We start from the raw sequence: 20,777 nt of genomic DNA, 5'->3' as shown, positions 1-20,777 counted from the left end.
GGGTATGATTTCTAAAATGGACTTAACTTATAGTGCTACATTTGAAAGGTTTGTGCAGTGGAAAGAACAATCAAATGAATTTATTGATAATGATTTAAATGAGACCGAAACAAGAAATAAAATAATTGATCCGTTGTTTAAAGAGGTGCTAGGTTGGGGAGAAAAGCAAATCGACCGAGAGGGACACCTTAATAGTATTGGATACTATGACTATATATTTTCACAAAATGACAACAAATTTGTTCTAGAAGCTAAAAGAGAATATGTTACTTTTCAAATGCCGGTTAGTAGAGTCGTTAAAGCGAAAACTTTAAAAACGAAATATTCTGAACTTTATGAGGCTATAAGGCAAGGGGTGAACTACGCAGTTCCAAAAGGAATTAATGTTGTGGTAGCTCTTAACGGAGTGCAACTTGCAGTTACATACGTACATCACTTCCACAAAGCTGCTCCTGATACATATCTTTTTCAAAGTCATGAAAAGATCGGAGATGACTTTATCAGCTTTTATAACTTGTTTTCTCCTACATCTAAAATTGAAGATAAGTTAACAGGGCTATTAAAAATTGAAGAGAATCAAATTCTTAGACCCAGGCCATCATTTTCAACTAAAATATTGCAGAAGCAGGACATGCCAGCTGATGTTCTACAAAATAATCAGTTAGCTTCCTTTTTAGGATCGATACATGACAAATATTTTGCAGAGATAATAAACGATTATGAGCTTCTGCAGAAGTGTTATTGTGACTATGAGGGTGCGCATCAGTATGAAAAAAATATTGAATATGTTTTAAGAGACCGTGCCCCGAGACTCAGTAAAGTTGTTGAAGATATCGTATCAGATGACAGGGTTCTTGAAGAAACGGCTGTTACTTCCGAGATAACCGATATAAGAACAAAGAAAAAAAGTGCTGATGTATTTGATGGTCGATTTTCTGAATCGCGGAATAGATCAAAAATGTTCTTGTTAATTGGCGGGGCTGGTGGAGGGAAAACGACTTTCATTCATAGATTTTTCAATTTTATTCTATCTGAAGAGGATCGAGTTAATACAGTGTGGATTTATCTAGACTGTAAAGAGTGTGCCCATGATACTAATTTAGATAAGTATGTTTATGATAAAATCGTAGACGAGCTATATGAAAAATATAGTGAAGTATTGGGTGTGTTCGAAGACAAAAGTGTTTTACGTAGTGTTTTTGCAAGTGACTTAAAAAAACATAATGCAGCACTTGCGTTCCTAAAAGATGATGAAAGAGAAAAGGAACAGTACAACATAATAATGGACATTATCAAAAATAAAGAACAATATGTGAAGAGGATTTTTGAATATGTCCAGAACATAAAGGGGTTATCAACATGTGTGGTTTATGACAATGTTGACCAATTAGATGCGTCACTTCAAGAGAAAATATTCTTACATGGTAATGCATTGAAAGAACGCCTAAGGACTACTGTGATTCTCTCTCTTAGAGAGGAAGTTTACTATGAACATGAGAATGATAAGAGTTTTAACTTTTCAGATTGTGACGTATTCCATATCCCTGCCCCTAAAGTTCTTAATGTTTTAGCGAAAAGGCTCAAGGCAGCAAAAGGGGAATTCGAGATCGATGATGTTTTATTTGATATAAGAACTTCGAACGGCATGTCTGTCACTGTAAAGAAGCTTGATATTATTGAAGTGTTAACCCAAACTTTTTTAGGTAACAATGATAATGCTTTGTTACTCGAGATGATTTCCAATCGAGATGTGCGGGAATCTTTGAAACTATTTAAGAGAATTGTGTCATCTCCAAATGTTAACTACGATTCTTTATTGACGGCTGCAGGAAGTTCCTCTATTAATTCAACGAGCGATAGAAGGGTGAAATATGAAGAGTTGTTAAGAGGACTTGCATTAGACAATCGTGTTCATTATTCAAGTGACAATTCTAAGTTGTTAAATATATTTAGAATTAACAACGATGGCTTTTTTTCTCATTTTACTTATCTCAGAATTTTTCATTATGCTCAGTCTAATATGAATCTTACTATAGGCAACCTACCTAAAGGTTTTTTTAAATTAAAGGATATGTATAATGAATGTTTCAAATATACGGTTAAAGATATAGATTCGTTTATGGATATATGCTTGTTTTTACAGAAAGAGGGAGCGTTAATAAATTTAAAGGGAACCATCTCTACCATAAATGGTGAAGACTTTATTATGTTGGGACCAAGCGGGTATTATTATTTAAATTACTTGAAAACGAACCCGTATTACCTAGCATTGGTAGCAATTGATACGCCGATTGCAGACCAAGCTACAGCTGATAGAATAGCGGGTCTCTATCAAAGATCACTAAATACAGTAGATTTCCAAAGGAATAGGCGCTTTATTGATATAGCTAAAGTGTTTGCACAGTATCTAGCTGAAACAGAGGCGGAGGAACTTATTGCTTTAAAAAATGCTAATTGCCCGAATATGGATAATCCTATGTTCCAAATTGGTGACGGCATAAAAAGTACATTACATGAAACAGAAAATGAATAAAAAAGATCGACCGTTGCTGGTCGATCTTTTTTATTCAGTACCAAATGGGGGGCGACGCCCCTCGCCTCCATTAGAGTAAGTAAAAACCATCAATCAGCGTTCTGATTGGTGGTTTTTCAGTTTATGATATAATAAACATGAATTTAGATTGGGGGACTCAAGATGTTTGAAAATCGTGAACAGCTCCAAGAAATTTTAAAAAAGGCGAATCAACATGCACGGAAAAAAGCTAAAGAATCAGGTGCCTCTATTTATTATATAAAGAATAACAAACGCGTTCGTGAGGATGCTGAAGGCAATAAATTCGAAATTATATTTGATGCTACTGGGAAACGCAGGGAGTTTGAATATCATGAGTGAAATCAGATCAGTCATGACTGTGTTTGCTGGAACCAATGGAGCAGGGAAAAGTACTCTCAGCATGCAAATGAGAGAGTGGCTTGGTGAACTGGTTGATCCGGATCAAATTGCAAGAGAGTTGAAGCCAGAGAATCCGCGCAGTGCTGACCTGTCTGCTGGCAGGGAAGCTGTGAAAAGAATCCGATCTCTCATTAAAAGTGGTATAAACTTTGCTATTGAAACGACATTGTCCGGATCATTTGTTTTAAAACATATGGAAATCGCAAAAGAAAACAATTACGAAATTGTCGTATACTACATCGGCCTTGAGGATGTTCAAATGCATATAGATCGTGTTGCATCTCGTGTTGAACAAGGTGGACATTGGATTGCAGAAGAAGACATTCGTTATCGATATGGTCAGTCATTGAAGAATCTTAAACCGGCTTTAGCCATCGCAGATCAGGTTATCATCATTGATAATACATACGAGCCTTTAATTGTTGCGGAAATCAGACAGAGTAATTTGATCTATTGTGTTGAGTCCATACCTGTGTGGGCTAATCCTGTTATTGTGGGTTACTGATAATTGAGTGACATTAAAACTTTGACTAAACCCGTAGAAGCTTATGTGTCGTTATCTTCGGACAGCAGTTCGACTCCTCTCGCCTCCATTAGAGTCAAAAACCACCAACCAGCGTTCTGGTTGGTGGTTTTTCTGTTTATGATATAATCTTTGTGAAATAAGCTGATGCAGGCCCGACATACTCTGTAATCTCCCAAAGGAGGCAAAAAAGCATGAACCAAACGCAGCAACAGATCCGCGAGTTTGTTACAGGGATACAGGCATATGTCTCGCCAGTATATGTGATTAATTCTTGGAGAGATTATGTGACGGGCTATGATATCAGCCCCGAAGCGGTGGGCTATCAAGGGGTGAGGTTCTCCAGCGTACCTTTGACGTCCGAGTGGATGGTTACCGGGAATCACTCGCTGGTGAACCAGATGATTTTTTCAGGTGAGGCCGGGCATCCGAACAAGCCTGCCCAGTATCGTCAAACCTAACCGGAGTCAGGAACTGTATGGATTCGCAGAACCGGCAGTATCCATCATATGGTGCGAAGTGTTATCCAGTTTAAGGTGGAAACCAACGGACTTTATTTTTTGGAACATCTATCTCTTTCATCCTTATCAATCTTCTGAAAACAGGATGACGAATCGAACGCCGACTTTGGCAGAGTTGGAGGATGATGTTTAATTCGCCAGACAGCTTATGCAACTCAATCCTGCTCAGATCGTGGCTATTGGCAGAAAGTCAGCAGACACGTTAAGCAGCCATCTCATTAAACATCACCATGTTCCTCATCCTGCAAATGGAAGGGCAGTACAATTCCAAAAAGCAGTATGGTCAATTATCTAGCCCATTTTGAACTGGAGGAATGTAAGGCTAACATATGCACCTTATCGTCCAAGTGCTGTACACATACCGTAATGCCCTATCATATAAAGATTGGTTGGTGAAGCTGAATGAGTGAAAAATACTGGCTTGTGGTGCAATATCCGCTGAAGAGTGCGCAGGGCAGCAAACGAGATAATTGGTTGAAGGAAAAGGTGATGGAATATCTGGAAACCGTTCTAACTCAGGCGGATTTGGGAGAGGTGGATGGATGTGATCTGGGTAGCCGTGTGGCTGATCCAAAGGAATATGTAATGAACATTTTTTGTGTAGTAACGGACGAGGATCGGAGCATAGCGCTAATTAAAAAAGTGCTGAGAGAGAGTCGGCTGGATTACACCCGTATCCAAATCGCTACGATGCCATACGGCATAGAAGGAAGCTACACACTGAAATATGCCTCCAAAAAAGGCGTTACCGAATTCTCGCTTTGATCACGATTCGCTGTTTCTTACCATAACGTACTGTACTTCTCCTACCCGAGGGCGGTGTGCCCCCGACACTTTCCCCACTTAAATTCATTATACGGATTTCGCACTTAACCACTCGATCAACGTACTGTCAGTAGCAAGAATTATACTCGTACATATCGTAATTCTGCTCAAAAGTATGCACATATCGAGGTAGATGTTTATCAGCGTCTTTTGTGTATTAAGAACCTCCGCGTCCCGCGCATCACTCTCCATCCGGCATAAACCACAACTTATTTTCTGTACCTCCAAAATTTTATAAATCAGTACTCCTTGCGGGGCATAATTGGTGCGGGACTGATGATTACGACGGTGCCAACGGTAGTCATCTATCTGCTGTTGAACAAACAGGTGCAGAAGAGCATGATCGCAGGTGCGATCAAAGGTTAGATTAGAAGAGCAGGTAAAGGTGTGATCTCTGAACTAGACCGGAGTATATAATCATGGAATAATAAGGGAGAATGTAGACAGGCAGTTGCAGAGAGGGGGCATTGCTTTATGGTTAATATCACGTTGGTAGAGCAGGAATCTGTTCGGGAAAAGGTTGTGGCGTTCACGTTTGATGATGGGCCTCATCCGGTATATACACGTCAATTGCTTGAGATATTCCGCAGTGCGAGTGGGCGGGCGACGTTTTTCATGATTGGCAAAGAGATGAAGGCTCACCCGGAGATTGCGGCGGAGGTGCACCGTGAAGGGCATGAGATCGGAAACCATACGTACACGCATCCGGATCTGACAAAGCTGACGCTGAAAGCAGCTGGAGAGGAACTGCAACGTGCAGAAAGTCTTGTTCAAGAAATTACGGGGCAACCTACCCGGTGCTTCCGCCCGCCGTATTTTGGCGTAAACGATGTCATTCTGTCTCTGGCGGCGGAGCGCGGATATCAAACGATTGGTGCGGTAAACGGTGATGCGAAGGATTGGGACAATCCCGGCGTTGAGCACATTCTGGAGCATACCCGGTCTGCGGTGAAACCCGGGAGCGTGTTAATATTCCATGACGGGTACGGGGATCGTTCCGAGACAGTGGAGGCGGTTCGAGTGCTGGTGGATGAACTCGTCGCGGAAGGGTACCGATTGGTCACGGTAAGTGAATTGTTGAGATTTTCTTCGTAATCGATAAACAGAGAATTGTTGATTGGGCCCATCATTCATTGGAATGATAGGGTCCTCTTTCTTGTCCAGTATCCACCAGCCCAGAAGTTTAATTATTGAACAACGGCTCCGTGCGAAGCAAATAGTTACCCCTTACCTCTGCAGCCCAATAAGCAAAAACTTCTCTCCATTGAACACTGTTAAAGAAATCGTCTACGGATTGGTTGTCGGAATCCCAGTCAACAAATATGTTGAGAGGTGTGATTCCTCCGGCCCAAATTCCATTACTGACGTCAGTGCCTTTCTCCCTCACTAATAAGATTGGAATACCGAATTGAAAGGCCATGGCAGGCTCGATTTGAGAAAAGGTCGATCCTTCCCAGAACGGAGTGGTCGTTGGTGGCTCCCCTACATTGGATTCAAGAATTTGAACAAAAAATCTGCGGAAGTTGATCGCGAGCAGACCATAGCTTGAAAAAACCAGGCGTCGTATATTCGTTAGAATGTTTTCCGGGTATTGTTCACTAACGGGCAATGTGCGGGGAAAGAGCAATGCATCTTCAATTTCCCTAATCAGACGGTTCAAAAATTGCTCTTGCGGGCCATTTACCGTGTTGGTTGTACTCAAAAATATAGGAATACGAAAAGCACGGTCTACACATGCATCGATAGCGGATGTTGTGTCCTTTTCATTATGAATGGCCTTATTTGGATTTGAGGAAGAGGTTCTTAAATTACCGCGTACGGGTGGAAGTTCTGTTACCATGCTTACGGGAGAAAGCTTTTTCATGGGAAATTGCTGAGTCTTAGCCTTATTTTTTGTATTACTCAATGTTCACATCTCCAATGCAAGGATCTGGTTTATATTTAGCCCAGTCTATGCACATTAGCCCATTTGTGTGACGTGATACTCATGAGCGGGGGCAAGTACCCTTTACCCATCAACCGATTACTGTATTATTTTGAAATTTTACTTCGTACTAGAATGTAATTTATAATAATAAGTTAATATAAACCGCGTCAGGAGGATACAATGGACTTTATCAAAAATCAACTAGACGGAACTGGCATGAGTGAACAAACCATTGGATATCTTTCGAATTTGATCATGGTGGTATTTATAGCTGTGGTCTCCATACTGGCCAATTTTATAGCCAAAAAAATCGTACTGAAGATTATTATCCAAATCATCAACAACAATCGGTACACGTGGGATAAAATCATTGTGGAGAAAAAAGTGTTCCACAACCTCTCGCATCTGGTACCGGCGATTATCATTTATTATTCTGCGTATGTCTTCCCGTCCTATCAAGCTTTGATTGAAAAAGCAGCTTTAACTTATATGATCGTCATAACCATCACGGTATTAAATGCGCTGCTTAATGCCTTTGATACCATATATCGTTCCTATGAAATCTCTAAGATTAGACCCATTAAGGGATACATTCAGGTAGCCAAGATCATTCTTTTCATCATTGGAGGCATTATCGTCATCTCGAGCCTCATTGGTCAGAATCCGTTGATTATTCTCAGTGGACTCGGCGCTTTATCTGCCGTTCTGATGCTTGTCTTCAAGGACTCCATATTGGGACTGGTGGCAGGCGTGCAATTATCATCGAATGACATGGTGCGTGTCGGTGACTGGATTGAAATGCCCAAATATAATGCAGACGGCGACGTCATCGATATTACATTAAACACGGTGAAGGTTATGAATTTCGATAAAACGATCACGATGATTCCGAGCTACGCGCTCATCTCGGATTCTTTCAAAAATTGGAGAGGCATGCAGGTATCCGGTGGTAGAAGGATTAAGCGAAGCGTCTATATCGATACAAGCAGCATAAGCTTCTGCACCAAGGAAATGATTGGGGAATTTCAGAAGATCCACTATCTTACGGATTATATCGCGACAAAATTAAATGAAATTAACGAATACAACATGGAACACCACATTAATACGGACAGCATTGTGAACGGTAGACAGCTTACGAATGTGGGTGTATTCAGGGAGTATATCCATCAATATCTAAGGAATCATCCGAAAATTCATAAGGATATGACGTTGATCGTGAGACAGTTGGCGCCTGGAGATAACGGACTACCTCTTGAAATCTATGCATTCAGCAATGATATCACCTGGGGTGTGTATGAATCGGTTCAAGCGGATATTTTTGACCACATCTTCGCGGTTGCGCCGACATTTGGCCTTCGTGCCTTCCAAAATCCAACAGGACATGATATCGTGCAACTAAAAGAAAGCCCCCAATATTCGAGAGGATATTGAGATCTGTTATTTACCTGATCCAAAATGAATATGAACAGAGAGAGCACCGTAAAGGTGCTTTTTTTGTTCAAAAAGTGACATATACACTATTTACAAAATTGGAAATAATTAATAATATATTCATATGGGCATGATTTCCAGATTTTATTTTACACGTATCGTATCTTGAAGCTAGAAATAAAATGTCCCGCTTTGAAGATTGGAAAATTTAATGGAGGTGAATTTCGTGGCACGTGTATTAGTTGTAATGATGCCTGCAGAAGGGCATATCAATCCGACGCTCGGAATAATCAAGGAACTGATAGAGAACGGAGATGAAGTCGTCTACTGTTGTACGGAAAAATATCGGACGAAGATTGAAGCGTTAGGCGCACAATTTAAAGCGTACTCCTTCAACGAGGCAAGCCTGCTCAACAACCCAGATATGAAGCCATTTGAAATCAAGCACCCTTACCAATTTTTATATATGGTTTTGAAAAAAATTATTCAGCGGTTTATTCCGGATGTTCTGAATCTGATCGAAAATGAAACCTACGATTATTTAATTTTTGACTCCATAATAGGCTGGGGAGGACAAATTTTAGGTGAAAAGCTGGGTATACCAGCGGTATGCTCAACCACAACTTTTGTTTTTGTGGAGCCTCTCGGATCAGGTAATCAAAATCAACTGAAGGATGACGATGAGGAGGTTAAGGAGCTATATAACAGCATCATCGAGATGTCCCAGCAACTAGCTTCTCAGTTCAATGTGGCTGTTCCTTCTCTAGCGGATCTTTCAGGGCACCCAGGACAACTGAAGATTGTTTATACAAGCCGTTATTTTCAACCCATGGGGGACAAGCTGGACGACAGCTTTGTGTTCACTGGCCCATCTATTACCCCCCGCAAGGATGCACCATCCTTTGCAAAGGAATCTCTGCATGCCGTTTATAAACAGGCGGTTTATATTTCGATGGGAACCATTTTAAATAAGGATCTTGATTTTTATAAGCTGTGCTTTACGGCTTTTCGTGATTTGCCTGTGCAGTTTATATTGTCTTCAGGGAAGGATACTGATTTGGAGCCCATTGCTGATCTTATTCCTGACAACTTCATCATCAGACCCTATCTCCCACAATTGGAAGTGCTGCAGGGTGTAGATGCTTTTCTGACACATGCGGGCATGAACAGTGCAAGTGAAGCTTTGTATTATAATGTACCGTTGGTCATGCTCCCGTTAACCTCGGATCAGCCACGTGTAGCAGGCCGGGTGCAGGAGCTCGGAGCAGGTGTCATCGTGGATAAAAATAACCTTACACCCGACGTACTGAGAACCGCGGTGTTAGAAGTGCTCGGTAATGCCTCCTACAAGGAACATGCTGAGGTTATTGGGAAAACGTTACGCGATGCTGGTGGGTACAAGCAGGCTGCTATCGCCATTCAGAACTTTATGGGCAAGCGGTCGTTATCGGCCACGCCCATCTCTTCGCTTGAATAAAGAGGCGACTTGCCTCTATTAAAATTAGACGAGAAAGCCACCACCCCGTCAACGGGGTGGTGGCTTATATTTGATTCATCCGCGTATGGAGGGGTAGAATAAACGGAGAGGGCATATCACCTTTTCCATATCGTTTTAGTATATCTTTCGCAAAGGAGAGTTTACAGATGAATCATACAATTCCGGAATATACGTTGAATGATGGCTTAAAGGTACCTGCCATTGGCTTTGGTACCTATAGCTTAAAAGGAGAAAAAGGTGTTAAATCCATAGCGTCCGCGATGGATGCAGGTTACCGACTAATTGATACAGCGTATAACTATGAGAACGAGGCGACTGTTGGGAAGGCCATTAAACAGAGCTCCGTTTCCAGAGAAGACCTGCTCATTTCATCTAAACTGCCAGGGCGTTACCATGCCTTTGAAAAGGCGATTGTAGCCATCCAAGAATCTCTATACAGAGCAGATCTTGATTATTATGATCTATATCTGATTCACTGGCCAAATCCCAAGCAGGATATGTATGTGGAAGCGTGGCAGGCACTCATTGAGGCGAAGAAACGCGGATATATCCGTTCAATCGGAGTTAGCAATTTCCTTCCGGAACACAATGAACGCCTGATTAAGGAGACCGGAGTAGCGCCAAGTCTGAATCAGATTGAACTGCATCCATTCTTTGATCAAGCGGATCAGCGGGAGAAGGATTCGCAGCATGGCATTGTTAACGAATCGTGGAGTCCGATTGGTCGTGGCAATGATGCTGTACAAGATATCGTAAAAGATGAGCAGATCCTTCGTATTGCCGAGGCTCATGGCAAAACGGGTACGCAGGTTATTTTGCGCTGGCATACCCAGCTTGGGTCAATTCCGATCCCTAAAGCAGGCTCGCTTCAACACCAGCAAGAAAATATCGATATTTTTGATTTCGAGCTGAGCGAGAAGGAGATGGAAGTCATTTCTTCTTATAATCGTAAAGATGGACGGTTGTGGAATCAGGACCCGAGTGAATACGAAGAATTTTAAATGCTTATTATAAAAAGTTCGGTTCACCTTACGGTGAGTTGAATGGTTATAAAATAAAAATAGCCTCCTAACCTACAGAGATGTAGATTAGGAGGCTTTTTGATGTATGTTTTTACAAACGTTCATCACTTATTTACTCACCGTTCAATCTGGATATATGATCTTGATCTCTTGCATTCATGTGCAAATCCTGCGCCGCGCATGGAAATATCAAATTTTGGATATGTCGGCAAGAATGGAGGATAGCCAATATAGCGGGCAAACGGTAACTTTATGGAGAGCGATGACAGGGCTGCTTATCCACGATACAAATTCAATGGGGGGACGTGAAGTGATGAAAAGGTCATGGAGAAAACGACTGACAATTGGAATCTGCCTAATGATGAGCATTGCTGCTCTTGGGGGCTGTTCAGGAGACAACGGAAGTGCAGGTGAAGCAGGAGGAGATGGACCTACCCCCATTTCAATCTGGATGTCGATGAATACCAATGCTTCCATCACACTCAAGAGCATGAATGAAATCACGGCGATTAAGGAATGGGAGAAGAAAACCAATACCAAAATCGAATTCCAGCATCCCGCTGTGGGTGCCGAGACCGAACAGTTCAATGTCATGATTGCCTCGAATCAGCTGCCTGATGCCATGTTTGTCAATGGAGATTACGCCAAGCTATTCAATGATGGTATCATCATTCGACTTAACGATCTTATTGATGAATACGCTCCCAATTTGAAAAAGATCTTGGACGAGAATCCCGAGGTTGCCAAACAGTTAAAAGCCGACAACGGAGATATCTATGCGATACCGCATCTGCGGCTTGGGGAATACAAAACCTTCGGCGGTACGTTCATCCGTCAGGATTGGTTGGATGAGCTGAAGCTGGAGAAACCGGAAACGATTGAGGAATGGGAGACGGTACTCAAGGCCTTCAAGGAGAAAAAAGGCGTAGCAGCGCCCCTGTTGTTTGGTGCACCACCCAAAATGAGCACGATGGGACCAGCCGCACCGACATATCTGGAGGCTTACGGCATCACTAATAATACGTTTATGAAAGATGGCAAGGTGGTCTATGGACCAATCGAGCCAGAATATAAGGAATTTCTAACGATGTTCCATCGCTGGTATCAGGAGGGATTGATTGATCCCGATTTTGCTACCAATGATCAGAAAACATACGACGCCAAAATTTTGAGCAGTCAAGCTGGTGCGTTTTTCACCTTCATCGGTGGAGGTGTAGGCCGCTACCTGCCCGCTCTGCAGGAAACGGATCCGAACGCCAACCTGACAGCCACTCAATATCCGGTGCTGAATAAGGGTGATGAACCACTGTTTACCGGACGCTCCTGGGAGTGGAGCAGTAGCGGCGTTGTGCTCACCAATAGCAACAAACATCCGGAGGAAACGGTCAAAGCACTCGATTATTTCTTCAGTGAAGAAGGACATATGCTGAAAAATTTCGGTATGGAGGGCCTCACCTATACGATGAAGGACGGTTACCCGACCTATACTGATGAGATTTTGAAAAATCCAGACGGTCTGTCGGTTGCTCAGGCCATGGCCAAACATTTTATTGCGAACTATCCCTTCGTGGGGGAGGATGACGATCGGTACAACGAGCAATATTATCAGCTCCAACAGCAGAAGGATGCGGCGGTTCTGTTCTCCAAATACAGCGAGAATACACTGAAGGTGGGCCTTCCTCCAACCAGTCTGACAACAGAAGAATCTACGGAGTACAGCAAGATCATGAGTGATATTGGAACCTACCGGGACGAGATGTTCGTCAAATTTGTCATTGGGGTTGAGCCGATTGAGAACTTTGACAAGTTTGTGGATCAGATCAACAAGTTTAACGTGAAACGGGCTATTGAAATTCAGCAAGCTGCCCTGGACCGTTATAAAGCCAGATAAGGAAGAGATGTCCACGGTGGTGTAGCCGTTTTACGACTTTGCTGCCGTGGATGCCCTCTTTGGAATGAAAAAGGAAGGGGATGAAGGAGTTGTCGCACAAGTTTTCCTTGTTATGGCTCAATTACAAAAAGAATAAAGCCATCTATTGGATGGCTCTCCCCGTCGTTTTATATTTTCTCGTCTTCAAATACCTGCCGATGTACGGAGCCATCATTGCGTTCAAAGACTACTCGGTGGGCAAAGGCATATGGGGCAGTGATTGGGTCGGATTGCAGCATTTTCGTGATTTCTTTCAGAGCTATTATTTCTGGCGAATTCTGAAGAATACTCTTTTGCTAAGCTTTTATCAGCTGTTGTTCGGTTTTCCGGCTCCCATTCTTCTTGCTCTTCTGCTTAACGAGCTCAGACATGAAATCTTCAAACGTACGGTGCAGACGATCTCGTATATTCCTCACTTTATTTCCATTGTTGTCATCTGTGGCATGATTGTTGATTTTTCGTCCCGAGATGGTCTATTCAACACCATCATTGGTTATTTTGGCGGTCAGAGCAGCGCGCTTCTCAGCGATCCAGCCAATTTCCGTACCATTTATACCGCCTCATCGATCTGGCAGGAGCTTGGCTTCTCCAGCATCATTTATTTGGCTGCACTTAGCGGCATTAACCCCGAGCTTTACGATGCTGCCAACGTGGACGGAGCGAGTCGGCTTCGCCAGGTGTGGCATATCACGCTTCCCGGCATCATTCCGATGATTATGATCCTCCTCATACTCCGCATTGGTGGACTGATGGAGATTGGGTTCGAGAAAATTATTCTGCTCTATAATCCGAATGTGTATGATACAGCAGATGTGATTTCGACGTTTGTCTACCGCAAAGGGATTAGTGAAAGTGCCGAGTTCAGCTATACAACCGCGGTGGGTCTCTTCCAGTCGGTCATTAACTTTACGCTGCTAATCGGTGCCAATCGCCTGTCCAAGGCGATATCCAATACCAAGCTGTTCTAGCCAAGAACGAGGTGAAGGGAGGGAGTTTCTTTGCGAATGAAAAGGTCCATGGGAGAGCGTCTGTTTGGCGGTGCCAACGCGATTCTGATGACAGGGCTAATTATCGTAACCTTGTATCCACTGCTGCATGTGCTAAATGCATCGCTTAGCGACTCAGGTCAACTCATGGCCCATAGAGGCCTGCTGCTTTTCCCCAAAGGGATTACGATGGAGAGCTACAGGCTGGTACTGAGCAACCCCAACATCCTATCCGGATACAGGAACACGATATTCATTGTGGTGGTGGGCACGGCGCTTAATCTGCTGTTTACTATTCTGGGGGCGTACACGTTGTCCCGCAAAAGCTTTATGCTCCGCAATCCGATTATGCTGGCGATTGTATTTACGATGTTTTTTAACGGCGGAATCATACCGTCTTATCTTTTGATCAATAACACGCTTCATATGGGCAACAGCCTCTGGGCTCTGATTGTACCCGGTCTGATCAGCAGCTATAATCTGATTATTATGCGAACTTCCTTTGCGGAAATCTCGGAAAGTCTACTAGAGTCGGCCCGTATAGACGGGGCAGGAGAGATGCTCATTCTGTGGCGGATCGTCGTACCATTGTCTATGCCCGTTATTGCGGTGATGATTCTCTTTTATGGCGTCGGTCATTGGAATTCATGGTTCAGTGCGATCCTGTATATTCGGGACCGGAACCTGTTTCCACTTCAACTGGTGCTGCGAGAAATTCTGATTCAGAACAGTACAGACTCGATGACCACAGGAGCGACCGCTATGGACAAAGAGGCCATCGGGGAAAGTGTGAAATACGCAACCGTCATGGTAGCCACCCTGCCTATATTGTTCATCTATCCGTTTCTGCAGAAATACTTTGTTAAAGGTGTTATGATCGGAGCAATCAAAGAATAGAGTTGCCTTATCAAGCCATACCAAATAACAAACGGTGAGGAGGAGACGCATGAAGAGAAAAAGCATCCTGTTATCCTGGGGCATTTCTTACATGGTCATTCTGCTCATACCGATTGTGATCGGTGCTGCTGTTTTTGCCGAGTCTCGGATGTTGCTTGAGGAAGAAGTGAATCGTTCCAACATGGTGCTGTTATCTCAGGTACAGGAAACCATTGATAACCAGATTGGTGATATTGGCAGCATTAGCAATCAACTAATGGCTGACTCCCAACTCATGAGCTTCATTAATCATGCGTCTGAACAGGATGCCCGCTGGAGGTTCATGGGGATTGATCTGATCAAAAACCTGAAATCTACACGCGTCGGAAACGGCTTGATTAGTGAACTGTATATTTATATCAAACAATCCGATATCGCGTTGTCCTCGTCTTCACTGATTCAAAAAAATTATCTATATGACATGTTCTATCAGGGCACCAATGTAACCGAGGAAGCTTGGACCCGGCTTATGCATGATTCCGGTAAGAGCATGTACCGAAAGATGGAGGTTCGGAGTGAAGATCGACGGATTGAAGACACGCTTGTCTATATTCAGCCGTTTCCTATTCAGAATGGCGCTGACAGCCCTGCGACCTTCGTTGTTAGCCTGGACCCTAACCGATTCCAGCAAGCCATTGATAACGTACGTTTGGAAAAAGAGAGCACTGTGTTCATTCTGGATCACGACGGTCAAACGTTATTTTCTACCGGATCACTTGAAACCCCTTACATGAGTGGGGAGGACCTTAACCTTTTCGATGATGCTGGGAAAAGAACGGAAACGATCGATTGGAACGGAGAATCCGTGACCATATCGCAGATTTCTTCTAAGATCCAGGACTGGAAGTATGTATCCATCATACCTACCCGAATCTATGCGAAGAAGCTGACGGTTATCCGCGATATTACGCTTGGAGGCGTTGCCGCAGGGCTTATCCTCGGCGGGGTGGCAGCCTGGTGGTTCACCAGACGGAATTACCGTCCGTTGGGACGGATCATGAACATTATCTCGGATAAGGTCAAATGGAAACTGGAACAGCCGGACGATGAATATGGCATTTTGCAATCTGTTCTGATCCAAGCCTGGGAAGAGCAGGATCAATTTGCGAACAGGCTTAAGGATCAGCAAAGCGTTATACGGAGCAGTTTGCTCTCCAAGTTGATGAAGGGTAGGGTACAGGTGGGTGAGGAGTTTGCTTTGACCTTGGAACGTTCAGGTATTCGATTCGAGACGGAGTCGTTTGCTGTATTGCTCCTGCACATTGAGGATGTTGAAGGGCTGTTCCGTTCCAGAGTACGTGAGCAGGACCAGGAGGAGAAGCATCAATTTGTGCACCTGATTCTGACCAATGTGCTGGAGGAGATGATCGGCTCAATCGGTCATGTATACTCTGCGGACATTGATGGAAGAATTGCGTTCCTGATCAATATTCGGGAGTGTGAGGAGGATACCAGTCATCGGTTAATTCGTGCAGTCAAAGAAGCCCAGCGTTTCATCGGCTCCCGATTCTGCGTGTACTTCACTGTTGGCGTTAGCCATGTTCATCACCGTATTGGGGAAATCGCGGATTGTTTCCGGGAATCGGAAGAAGCGCTGGAATACAGGCTGATTCTGGGGATCGGTCAAATTATTGATCCGAACCGGATTCGTCGGCCTAAGGAGGAGCTGTATTACCCTCTTGATCTGGAGAGACAGCTCATCAATTATATTGCTACTGGAAATTATGCCCGTTCCACGGAAGTGATGAATGAGATTCTCATGACTAATTTTGCGGGAGAGCCCTTGTCTGTTGAACTGGCTCGCTGTCTGATGTTTGAGTTGATCGGTACCTTTCTGAAAGCTACGGAGCAGATCAAGACGGACGACCAGAACGAGATGACGCAGCGCAACGATCTGATTCGGCAATTGTTTGCATGTGAGACCTTTGAGGAGATTGAGTCCGAATTGCTTCGGATACTGGAGACGGTATGCCAGACGGTGCATGAGCGCAAGCGGTCCCGCAGTGAGGAATTGAGGGATCAACTGGTGGAATTCATTCATGAGAGTTATGCAGATGTCAATCTGGGCTTGACCCATTTATCCGAGCGCTTTCGGTTTCATCCAACCTATGTCTCCAAGTACTTCAAGGAACAGACTGGAGTCAACGTGATCGATTACATCAACCAATATCGAATTGAGCAATCCAAGAAAATTCTACAGGCAGAGGAACTGACGATCCAGGACGTATCCGAGCGGGTGGGTTTCCTGAACAGCAATTCGTTCATTCGTGTTTTCAAGAAATATGAGGGGATCACTCCCGGTCAATATAAGCAAAATAGCAGACTTGTCCAGCAAGAGGCTTGAAGAATATGACTTGTCTAGAGGAGGAACTGTTCCATGTGGAAAAAAGCTATTGAAGATGCACTCCATGTCACTCGGCATAATATAGATCGATTCGAAGGACGCTTTCCCCATGTTAGTAATGGGGATGAGCATTATGTGCTTAACGATAATACGGAGTGGACGGCAGGGTTCTGGTCAGGCATCCTGTGGTTATGCACGGAGTATACTCAGGACCCGAGGTTTCGTGAGGCTGCCGTGAATAGCGTCGATAACTTCCGTCGGCGAATGGAACAGAAAATTATTTTCGATCATCATGATATTGGCTTCCTTTATTCGTTGTCTTCTAAGGCACAATGGATTGTGGAGCATGACGTCGCTGCAAGGGAACTCACGCTGGAGGCAGCCGATATGCTGATGAAACGCTGGCGGGAGGATGCTGGACTGATTCAGGCCTGGGGGCGGAAAGGTGATGTGAATAACGGAGGGCGAATTATTATCGATTGCCTGCTCAATCTTCCACTGCTGTTCTGGGCGTATGAGCAGACCAATAACGAGGAGTATCGCCGCGTTGCCGAACTGCATGCACTGAAAAGCCGCCGCTTCCTCGTTCGTGGAGACGACTCAAGTTATCATACCTTTTATTTTGACCAGGCTACCGGAGAGGCTATTCGAGGCGGTACGCATCAAGGCTACAATGATGGCTCTACCTGGACTCGCGGACAGGCATGGGGAATATACGGATTTGCACTGTGCAGCCGCTATCTGCAAAGTACAGAGATGCTGGAGACAGCCAAACGTCTTGCCCGTTATTTCCTTGCCCATCTTCCGGAGGACGAAGTAGCGTATTGGGATTTTGATGCCCCGCAGACGCCTGAACCGAAACGGGACAGTTCTGCATCGGCTATTGTTGCCTGTGGTCTGCTAGAAATTGCCGGACGGCTTGATGAAGCCGATCCTGAGCGGGAGGCTTTTCGGAAAGCAGCGGAATCGTCCATGAAATCCTTATTTAATCATTATTCCACGCAGGGCTCGGATACAGCGGAGGGTCTGCTGAAGCATGGTTCATACTCCGTAAGAGGTGGAGATTCACCTGATGATTACACGATCTGGGGCGATTATTTTTATCTTGAGGCGCTGATGCGTCTGGAAAGAGGTATTCCTGGATATTGGTACGATCGATAAGGTGACTCCTTATATACATTAGTTTTTTTGTTGTATCAACTTGTGAAGTAAGATTAAGGGTCAGTATAATGTTATCTATTGAGAGTACTGGGCCAAACATTTATATTCTGGTGGGTTTCATCGTCCATGCTCCAGAAGGGGGATGTTTTCTTGAAAGTTCTTGAAACAGATCGGTTAAACCTTCGTTGGCTGTCATCGGATGATGGGGAGTTTATGCTTGAGCTTTTGATTGATCCTTCCTGGCTGGAGTTCATTGGCGACAGAGGTGTGAGAACCGTGGAAGGCGCACGTGAATATATCCTGAATGGCCCAGTCGAGATGTACAACCGCTTAGGGTTCGGGCTGTTCTTGACGGAGCGGAAAGCGGATGGTGTTCCGGTCGGGATTTGTGGGCTGATCAAACGAGATTCTTTGGAAGATGTGGACATCGGGTATGCTTTTCTTCCACAGTTCTGGGGGAATGGATATGCGTACGAGTCCGCTGCGGCAACATTGGACCATGGAAGAACGGTGCTGGGCTTCGATCGGATCGTGGCGATCACTTCATCAAATAATCAAAAATCTGCAAAGCTTCTTGAAAAACTGGGATTAAAATTCGAAAAAATGATCCGGTTTTCGGATGATGCAGAAGAGCTAAGATTGTATGGATCAGATAAATAACGAAATTGGGCTTGGATGATGAGTCTCCATTTCAATATTAATATAAATATATAAAAGGGGATGTCCCATAAGTCATGAACATGACGAGGACATCCTTTTTAGCTTATTACTATTTAACGAACCGAGCATATGTTATTAGCTGCAATTTCCATAAGTCTACGATTTGGTTTAACGAATGATAGAGATGTTATTTCTCCAAATCTCTATATCGTAGATTGATGAGGATACAAACGTTTTTGTTTCCGTTGTTCCTCCAGAAGTTGCATCATCCATTGCTGAATGTTCATCGTCTGCGCAGTGGCATAGGCGGAATGGGCGAGATTGCAGGTCTCCAGCGGGTCATCTGTCAAGTTGTACAATTCATATTCATCCTGTACCGGCTCTGTTTTCGTTAACGTTACACATTGTCCTAAAGCGGGCTTTCCAACGGTCTGTGTGATGACATCTTTTACCCCAGGCTGACTCCAAAATTGAGTATTGTCAAAGTACCGGGAAAACTTCCAGATTTCCGGTTTGTTGTTTTTATAAAGGGTGGTAATTACGGTTTCGATATGGTTGGGTTGTACCACAGACGAATAGGGCATGCCTAATGGATTGGTTTGGTGCTGACCACGTGTGACATCATCGTCCGTCATAAAATAGACCGGTTGCTGGGTCAGCGCCGGATTATTATTTCCATAAACAAGAGGCGTGAGATCACGTCCTACCAAATGGCGGGCTTCACTGAAATTCTTTTGCAATCGTCCATGGATTTCGGAAACGTTAATATTTGCCAGACCCAGCATGGTTGGCAGCAGATCGACATGACTTGTCAGGCTATGCACATGTTGTTGCTCGGGAAACAGTTGTTTATTGTGAATCAAAAAAGGAACATGAAGGTATTCCTCATAGGCACAGTACCATTTTTGATGAAGATTGCCGTGAGCGCCCAACAGATCGCCATGATCCGATGTGAAAATAACAATGGTATTGTCATAGAAGGAGGAGCGCGTAAGAGCTTCATACACTTTGAGCATTTGGCGATCCGCATTTTTTTGCAATTGGTAATATAGCTGGCGATAGAAGCTCTGATCGGTGATAGGCTGTAAAGCTCTTGGATACAAGTCTCGGTAATTTGCCTGACAACGTGGTTTGGTACCCAGCCACTCGTGTATTGTCGGGGGAGCGTCGACTGCGGGCATCGGATCTACCTCGAATTTGAAATCGGGTAGGCGCGCGGCGAGATCACCATATAACGTAATATCATGGGGGTTCACAAAGGAAGAGACAATGAGCCAGGGCTCGACTTGTTGGTGTTCATTCTTCCTGCGATCAAGGGACTCAATGAGATGAACTGTTTCGGCGGCGTATACCTCATCACGTCCACTTAAGCCAAAAGCGGCGGAGGAAGCGGAGTTTCGGGGGTTTCTGCCTATGGGATCAGGGCCGATCCAATCGGAGAATCCGAAATCCTCCAGACGGCTCGCGTGAAGGTACAGGCTTTCCAACTGGGGTTCAGGAACCCCGGTCAGGGGGTGGTAACTGGGAACGCTTTGGTGGGTGCCGGGAGAGATGATATCCGCATTGGATATATGCCATTTTCCCTTATAGTACGTCTGGTATCCTGCTGCTCGGAAGTAATTGCCCATCGTAGGCACCGTATTAGGATTCAGCCAGAACATGTCAGAGTCATACGATTCCTTGGCAATGCCGACAGTCTGACTGACACCGTGCAGTGATGGATACTGACCTGTGAAAATGGTAGCCCGGCTGGGACAGCAGGCGGTTGTTCCGATATAATGCCGATGGAATTCCATACTATGAGACTTTAAACGTTCCTGGGTAATCAGATTTTCTCTACGCCATGCCTGTATTTCTTTACTCTCATATACAGGAGGATAACGCTCTTCATCTACAAGAATGACGAGAAAGTTGGGTTTCTCCATAGTAGAAGATGGCAGGGAAGTATTGTTCACGGAGTTCATACACCCTCAATCGTTTTTTACTTTAAGGTATGTGATGATGATTACGAAAAGTCCATATCCACTGACTGCGCTTGTACACAAAACGACCGTTTC

Annotated in this window: 17 protein-coding genes; 15 read left to right on the top strand and 2 right to left on the bottom strand. The window is 44.2% G+C overall.

All coding sequences use genetic code 11. The annotated features are described in order from the left end of the window. Positions 1–4: 4 nt before the first annotated feature. The 6 genes from BLV50_RS29585 to BLV50_RS29560 all read left to right on the top strand — a co-directional run bounded on the left by BLV50_RS29585 (position 5) and on the right by BLV50_RS29560 (position 5,917). Positions 5–2,533 carry a hypothetical protein gene (locus tag BLV50_RS29585; RefSeq protein ID WP_090811521.1) on the top strand — a complete coding sequence of 843 codons (2,529 nt, stop codon included), beginning with the start codon at positions 5–7 and terminating at the stop codon, positions 2,531–2,533. Between the two features lie 162 nt (positions 2,534–2,695). Beyond that, the gene (locus BLV50_RS29580) at positions 2,696–2,893 is read left to right on the top strand and encodes a hypothetical protein (RefSeq protein ID WP_090811519.1); all 198 of its coding nucleotides are present in this window, start codon (positions 2,696–2,698) and stop codon (positions 2,891–2,893) included. Further along, positions 2,886–3,458: an ATPase gene (locus BLV50_RS29575; protein ID WP_090811517.1), complete on the top strand. Its 573-nt coding sequence runs from the start codon at positions 2,886–2,888 to the stop codon at positions 3,456–3,458. The genes BLV50_RS29580 and BLV50_RS29575 overlap by 8 nt, the downstream gene beginning before the upstream one ends. Positions 3,459–3,670: 212 nt before the next feature. Next, positions 3,671–3,937 carry a uracil-DNA glycosylase family protein gene (locus BLV50_RS29570; RefSeq protein WP_090811515.1) on the top strand — a complete coding sequence of 89 codons (267 nt, stop codon included), beginning with the start codon at positions 3,671–3,673 and terminating at the stop codon, positions 3,935–3,937. Between the two features lie 462 nt (positions 3,938–4,399). Beyond that, positions 4,400–4,762 carry a hypothetical protein gene (locus tag BLV50_RS29565; protein ID WP_090811513.1) on the top strand — a complete coding sequence of 121 codons (363 nt, stop codon included), beginning with the start codon at positions 4,400–4,402 and terminating at the stop codon, positions 4,760–4,762. A 534-nt stretch (positions 4,763–5,296) separates the two neighbouring features. Continuing rightward, positions 5,297–5,917, top strand: a complete 621-nt coding sequence (locus tag BLV50_RS29560) for a polysaccharide deacetylase family protein (RefSeq protein WP_090811512.1) — start codon at positions 5,297–5,299, stop codon at positions 5,915–5,917. A gap of 88 nt (positions 5,918–6,005) precedes the next feature. Here the strand turns inward: BLV50_RS29560 and BLV50_RS29555 are convergent, their stop codons facing one another. Beyond that, a complete protein-coding gene (locus BLV50_RS29555; RefSeq protein WP_371129285.1) occupies positions 6,006–6,662 on the bottom strand; it encodes a hypothetical protein in 657 nt (218 codons plus the stop codon). A gap of 267 nt (positions 6,663–6,929) precedes the next feature. Here BLV50_RS29555 and BLV50_RS29550 point away from each other — a divergent pair, with 267 nt between their 5' ends. From BLV50_RS29550 to BLV50_RS29510, 9 genes are all read left to right on the top strand, one after another. After that, positions 6,930–8,183 carry a mechanosensitive ion channel family protein gene (locus BLV50_RS29550; RefSeq protein ID WP_090811508.1) on the top strand — a complete coding sequence of 418 codons (1,254 nt, stop codon included), beginning with the start codon at positions 6,930–6,932 and terminating at the stop codon, positions 8,181–8,183. A 226-nt stretch (positions 8,184–8,409) separates the two neighbouring features. Further along, positions 8,410–9,660 (top strand): macrolide family glycosyltransferase, encoded by a 1,251-nt coding sequence (locus tag BLV50_RS29545; protein ID WP_063566481.1) that lies wholly within the window; start codon positions 8,410–8,412, stop codon positions 9,658–9,660. Positions 9,661–9,827: 167 nt separating this feature from the next. Then, positions 9,828–10,682 (top strand): aldo/keto reductase, encoded by an 855-nt coding sequence (locus tag BLV50_RS29540; RefSeq protein ID WP_063566480.1) that lies wholly within the window; start codon positions 9,828–9,830, stop codon positions 10,680–10,682. Positions 10,683–10,788: 106 nt separating this feature from the next. Further along, on the top strand, positions 10,789–12,594 hold the full coding sequence (locus BLV50_RS29535; RefSeq protein WP_090811506.1) for an extracellular solute-binding protein: 1,806 nt from the start codon (positions 10,789–10,791) through the stop codon (positions 12,592–12,594). 80 nt (positions 12,595–12,674) lie between these two features. Further along, the gene (locus tag BLV50_RS29530) at positions 12,675–13,601 is read left to right on the top strand and encodes an ABC transporter permease (protein ID WP_063566479.1); all 927 of its coding nucleotides are present in this window, start codon (positions 12,675–12,677) and stop codon (positions 13,599–13,601) included. 30 nt (positions 13,602–13,631) lie between these two features. Next, positions 13,632–14,516, top strand: coding sequence for a carbohydrate ABC transporter permease (locus BLV50_RS29525; protein ID WP_063566478.1), 885 nt, complete (start codon positions 13,632–13,634; stop codon positions 14,514–14,516). Positions 14,517–14,565: 49 nt separating this feature from the next. Continuing rightward, positions 14,566–16,899, top strand: a complete 2,334-nt coding sequence (locus tag BLV50_RS29520; protein WP_090811503.1) for a helix-turn-helix domain-containing protein — start codon at positions 14,566–14,568, stop codon at positions 16,897–16,899. Between the two features lie 33 nt (positions 16,900–16,932). After that, positions 16,933–18,060, top strand: coding sequence for a glycoside hydrolase family 88 protein (locus BLV50_RS29515; RefSeq protein ID WP_072735776.1), 1,128 nt, complete (start codon positions 16,933–16,935; stop codon positions 18,058–18,060). A 150-nt stretch (positions 18,061–18,210) separates the two neighbouring features. Beyond that, on the top strand, positions 18,211–18,720 hold the full coding sequence (locus BLV50_RS29510) for a GNAT family N-acetyltransferase (protein ID WP_090811501.1): 510 nt from the start codon (positions 18,211–18,213) through the stop codon (positions 18,718–18,720). Between the two features lie 203 nt (positions 18,721–18,923). Here the strand turns inward: BLV50_RS29510 and BLV50_RS29505 are convergent, their stop codons facing one another. Continuing rightward, on the bottom strand, positions 18,924–20,645 hold the full coding sequence (locus tag BLV50_RS29505; RefSeq protein WP_090811706.1) for a sulfatase family protein: 1,722 nt from the start codon (positions 20,643–20,645) through the stop codon (positions 18,924–18,926). Positions 20,646–20,777 lie beyond the last annotated feature (132 nt).

The organism is Paenibacillus sp. 276b (assembly GCF_900107875.1).
In the GTDB taxonomy this organism is placed as follows: Bacteria; Bacillota; Bacilli; order Paenibacillales; family Paenibacillaceae; genus Paenibacillus; species Paenibacillus marchantiae.
This window is presented reverse-complemented; position numbering and strand designations above follow the sequence as displayed.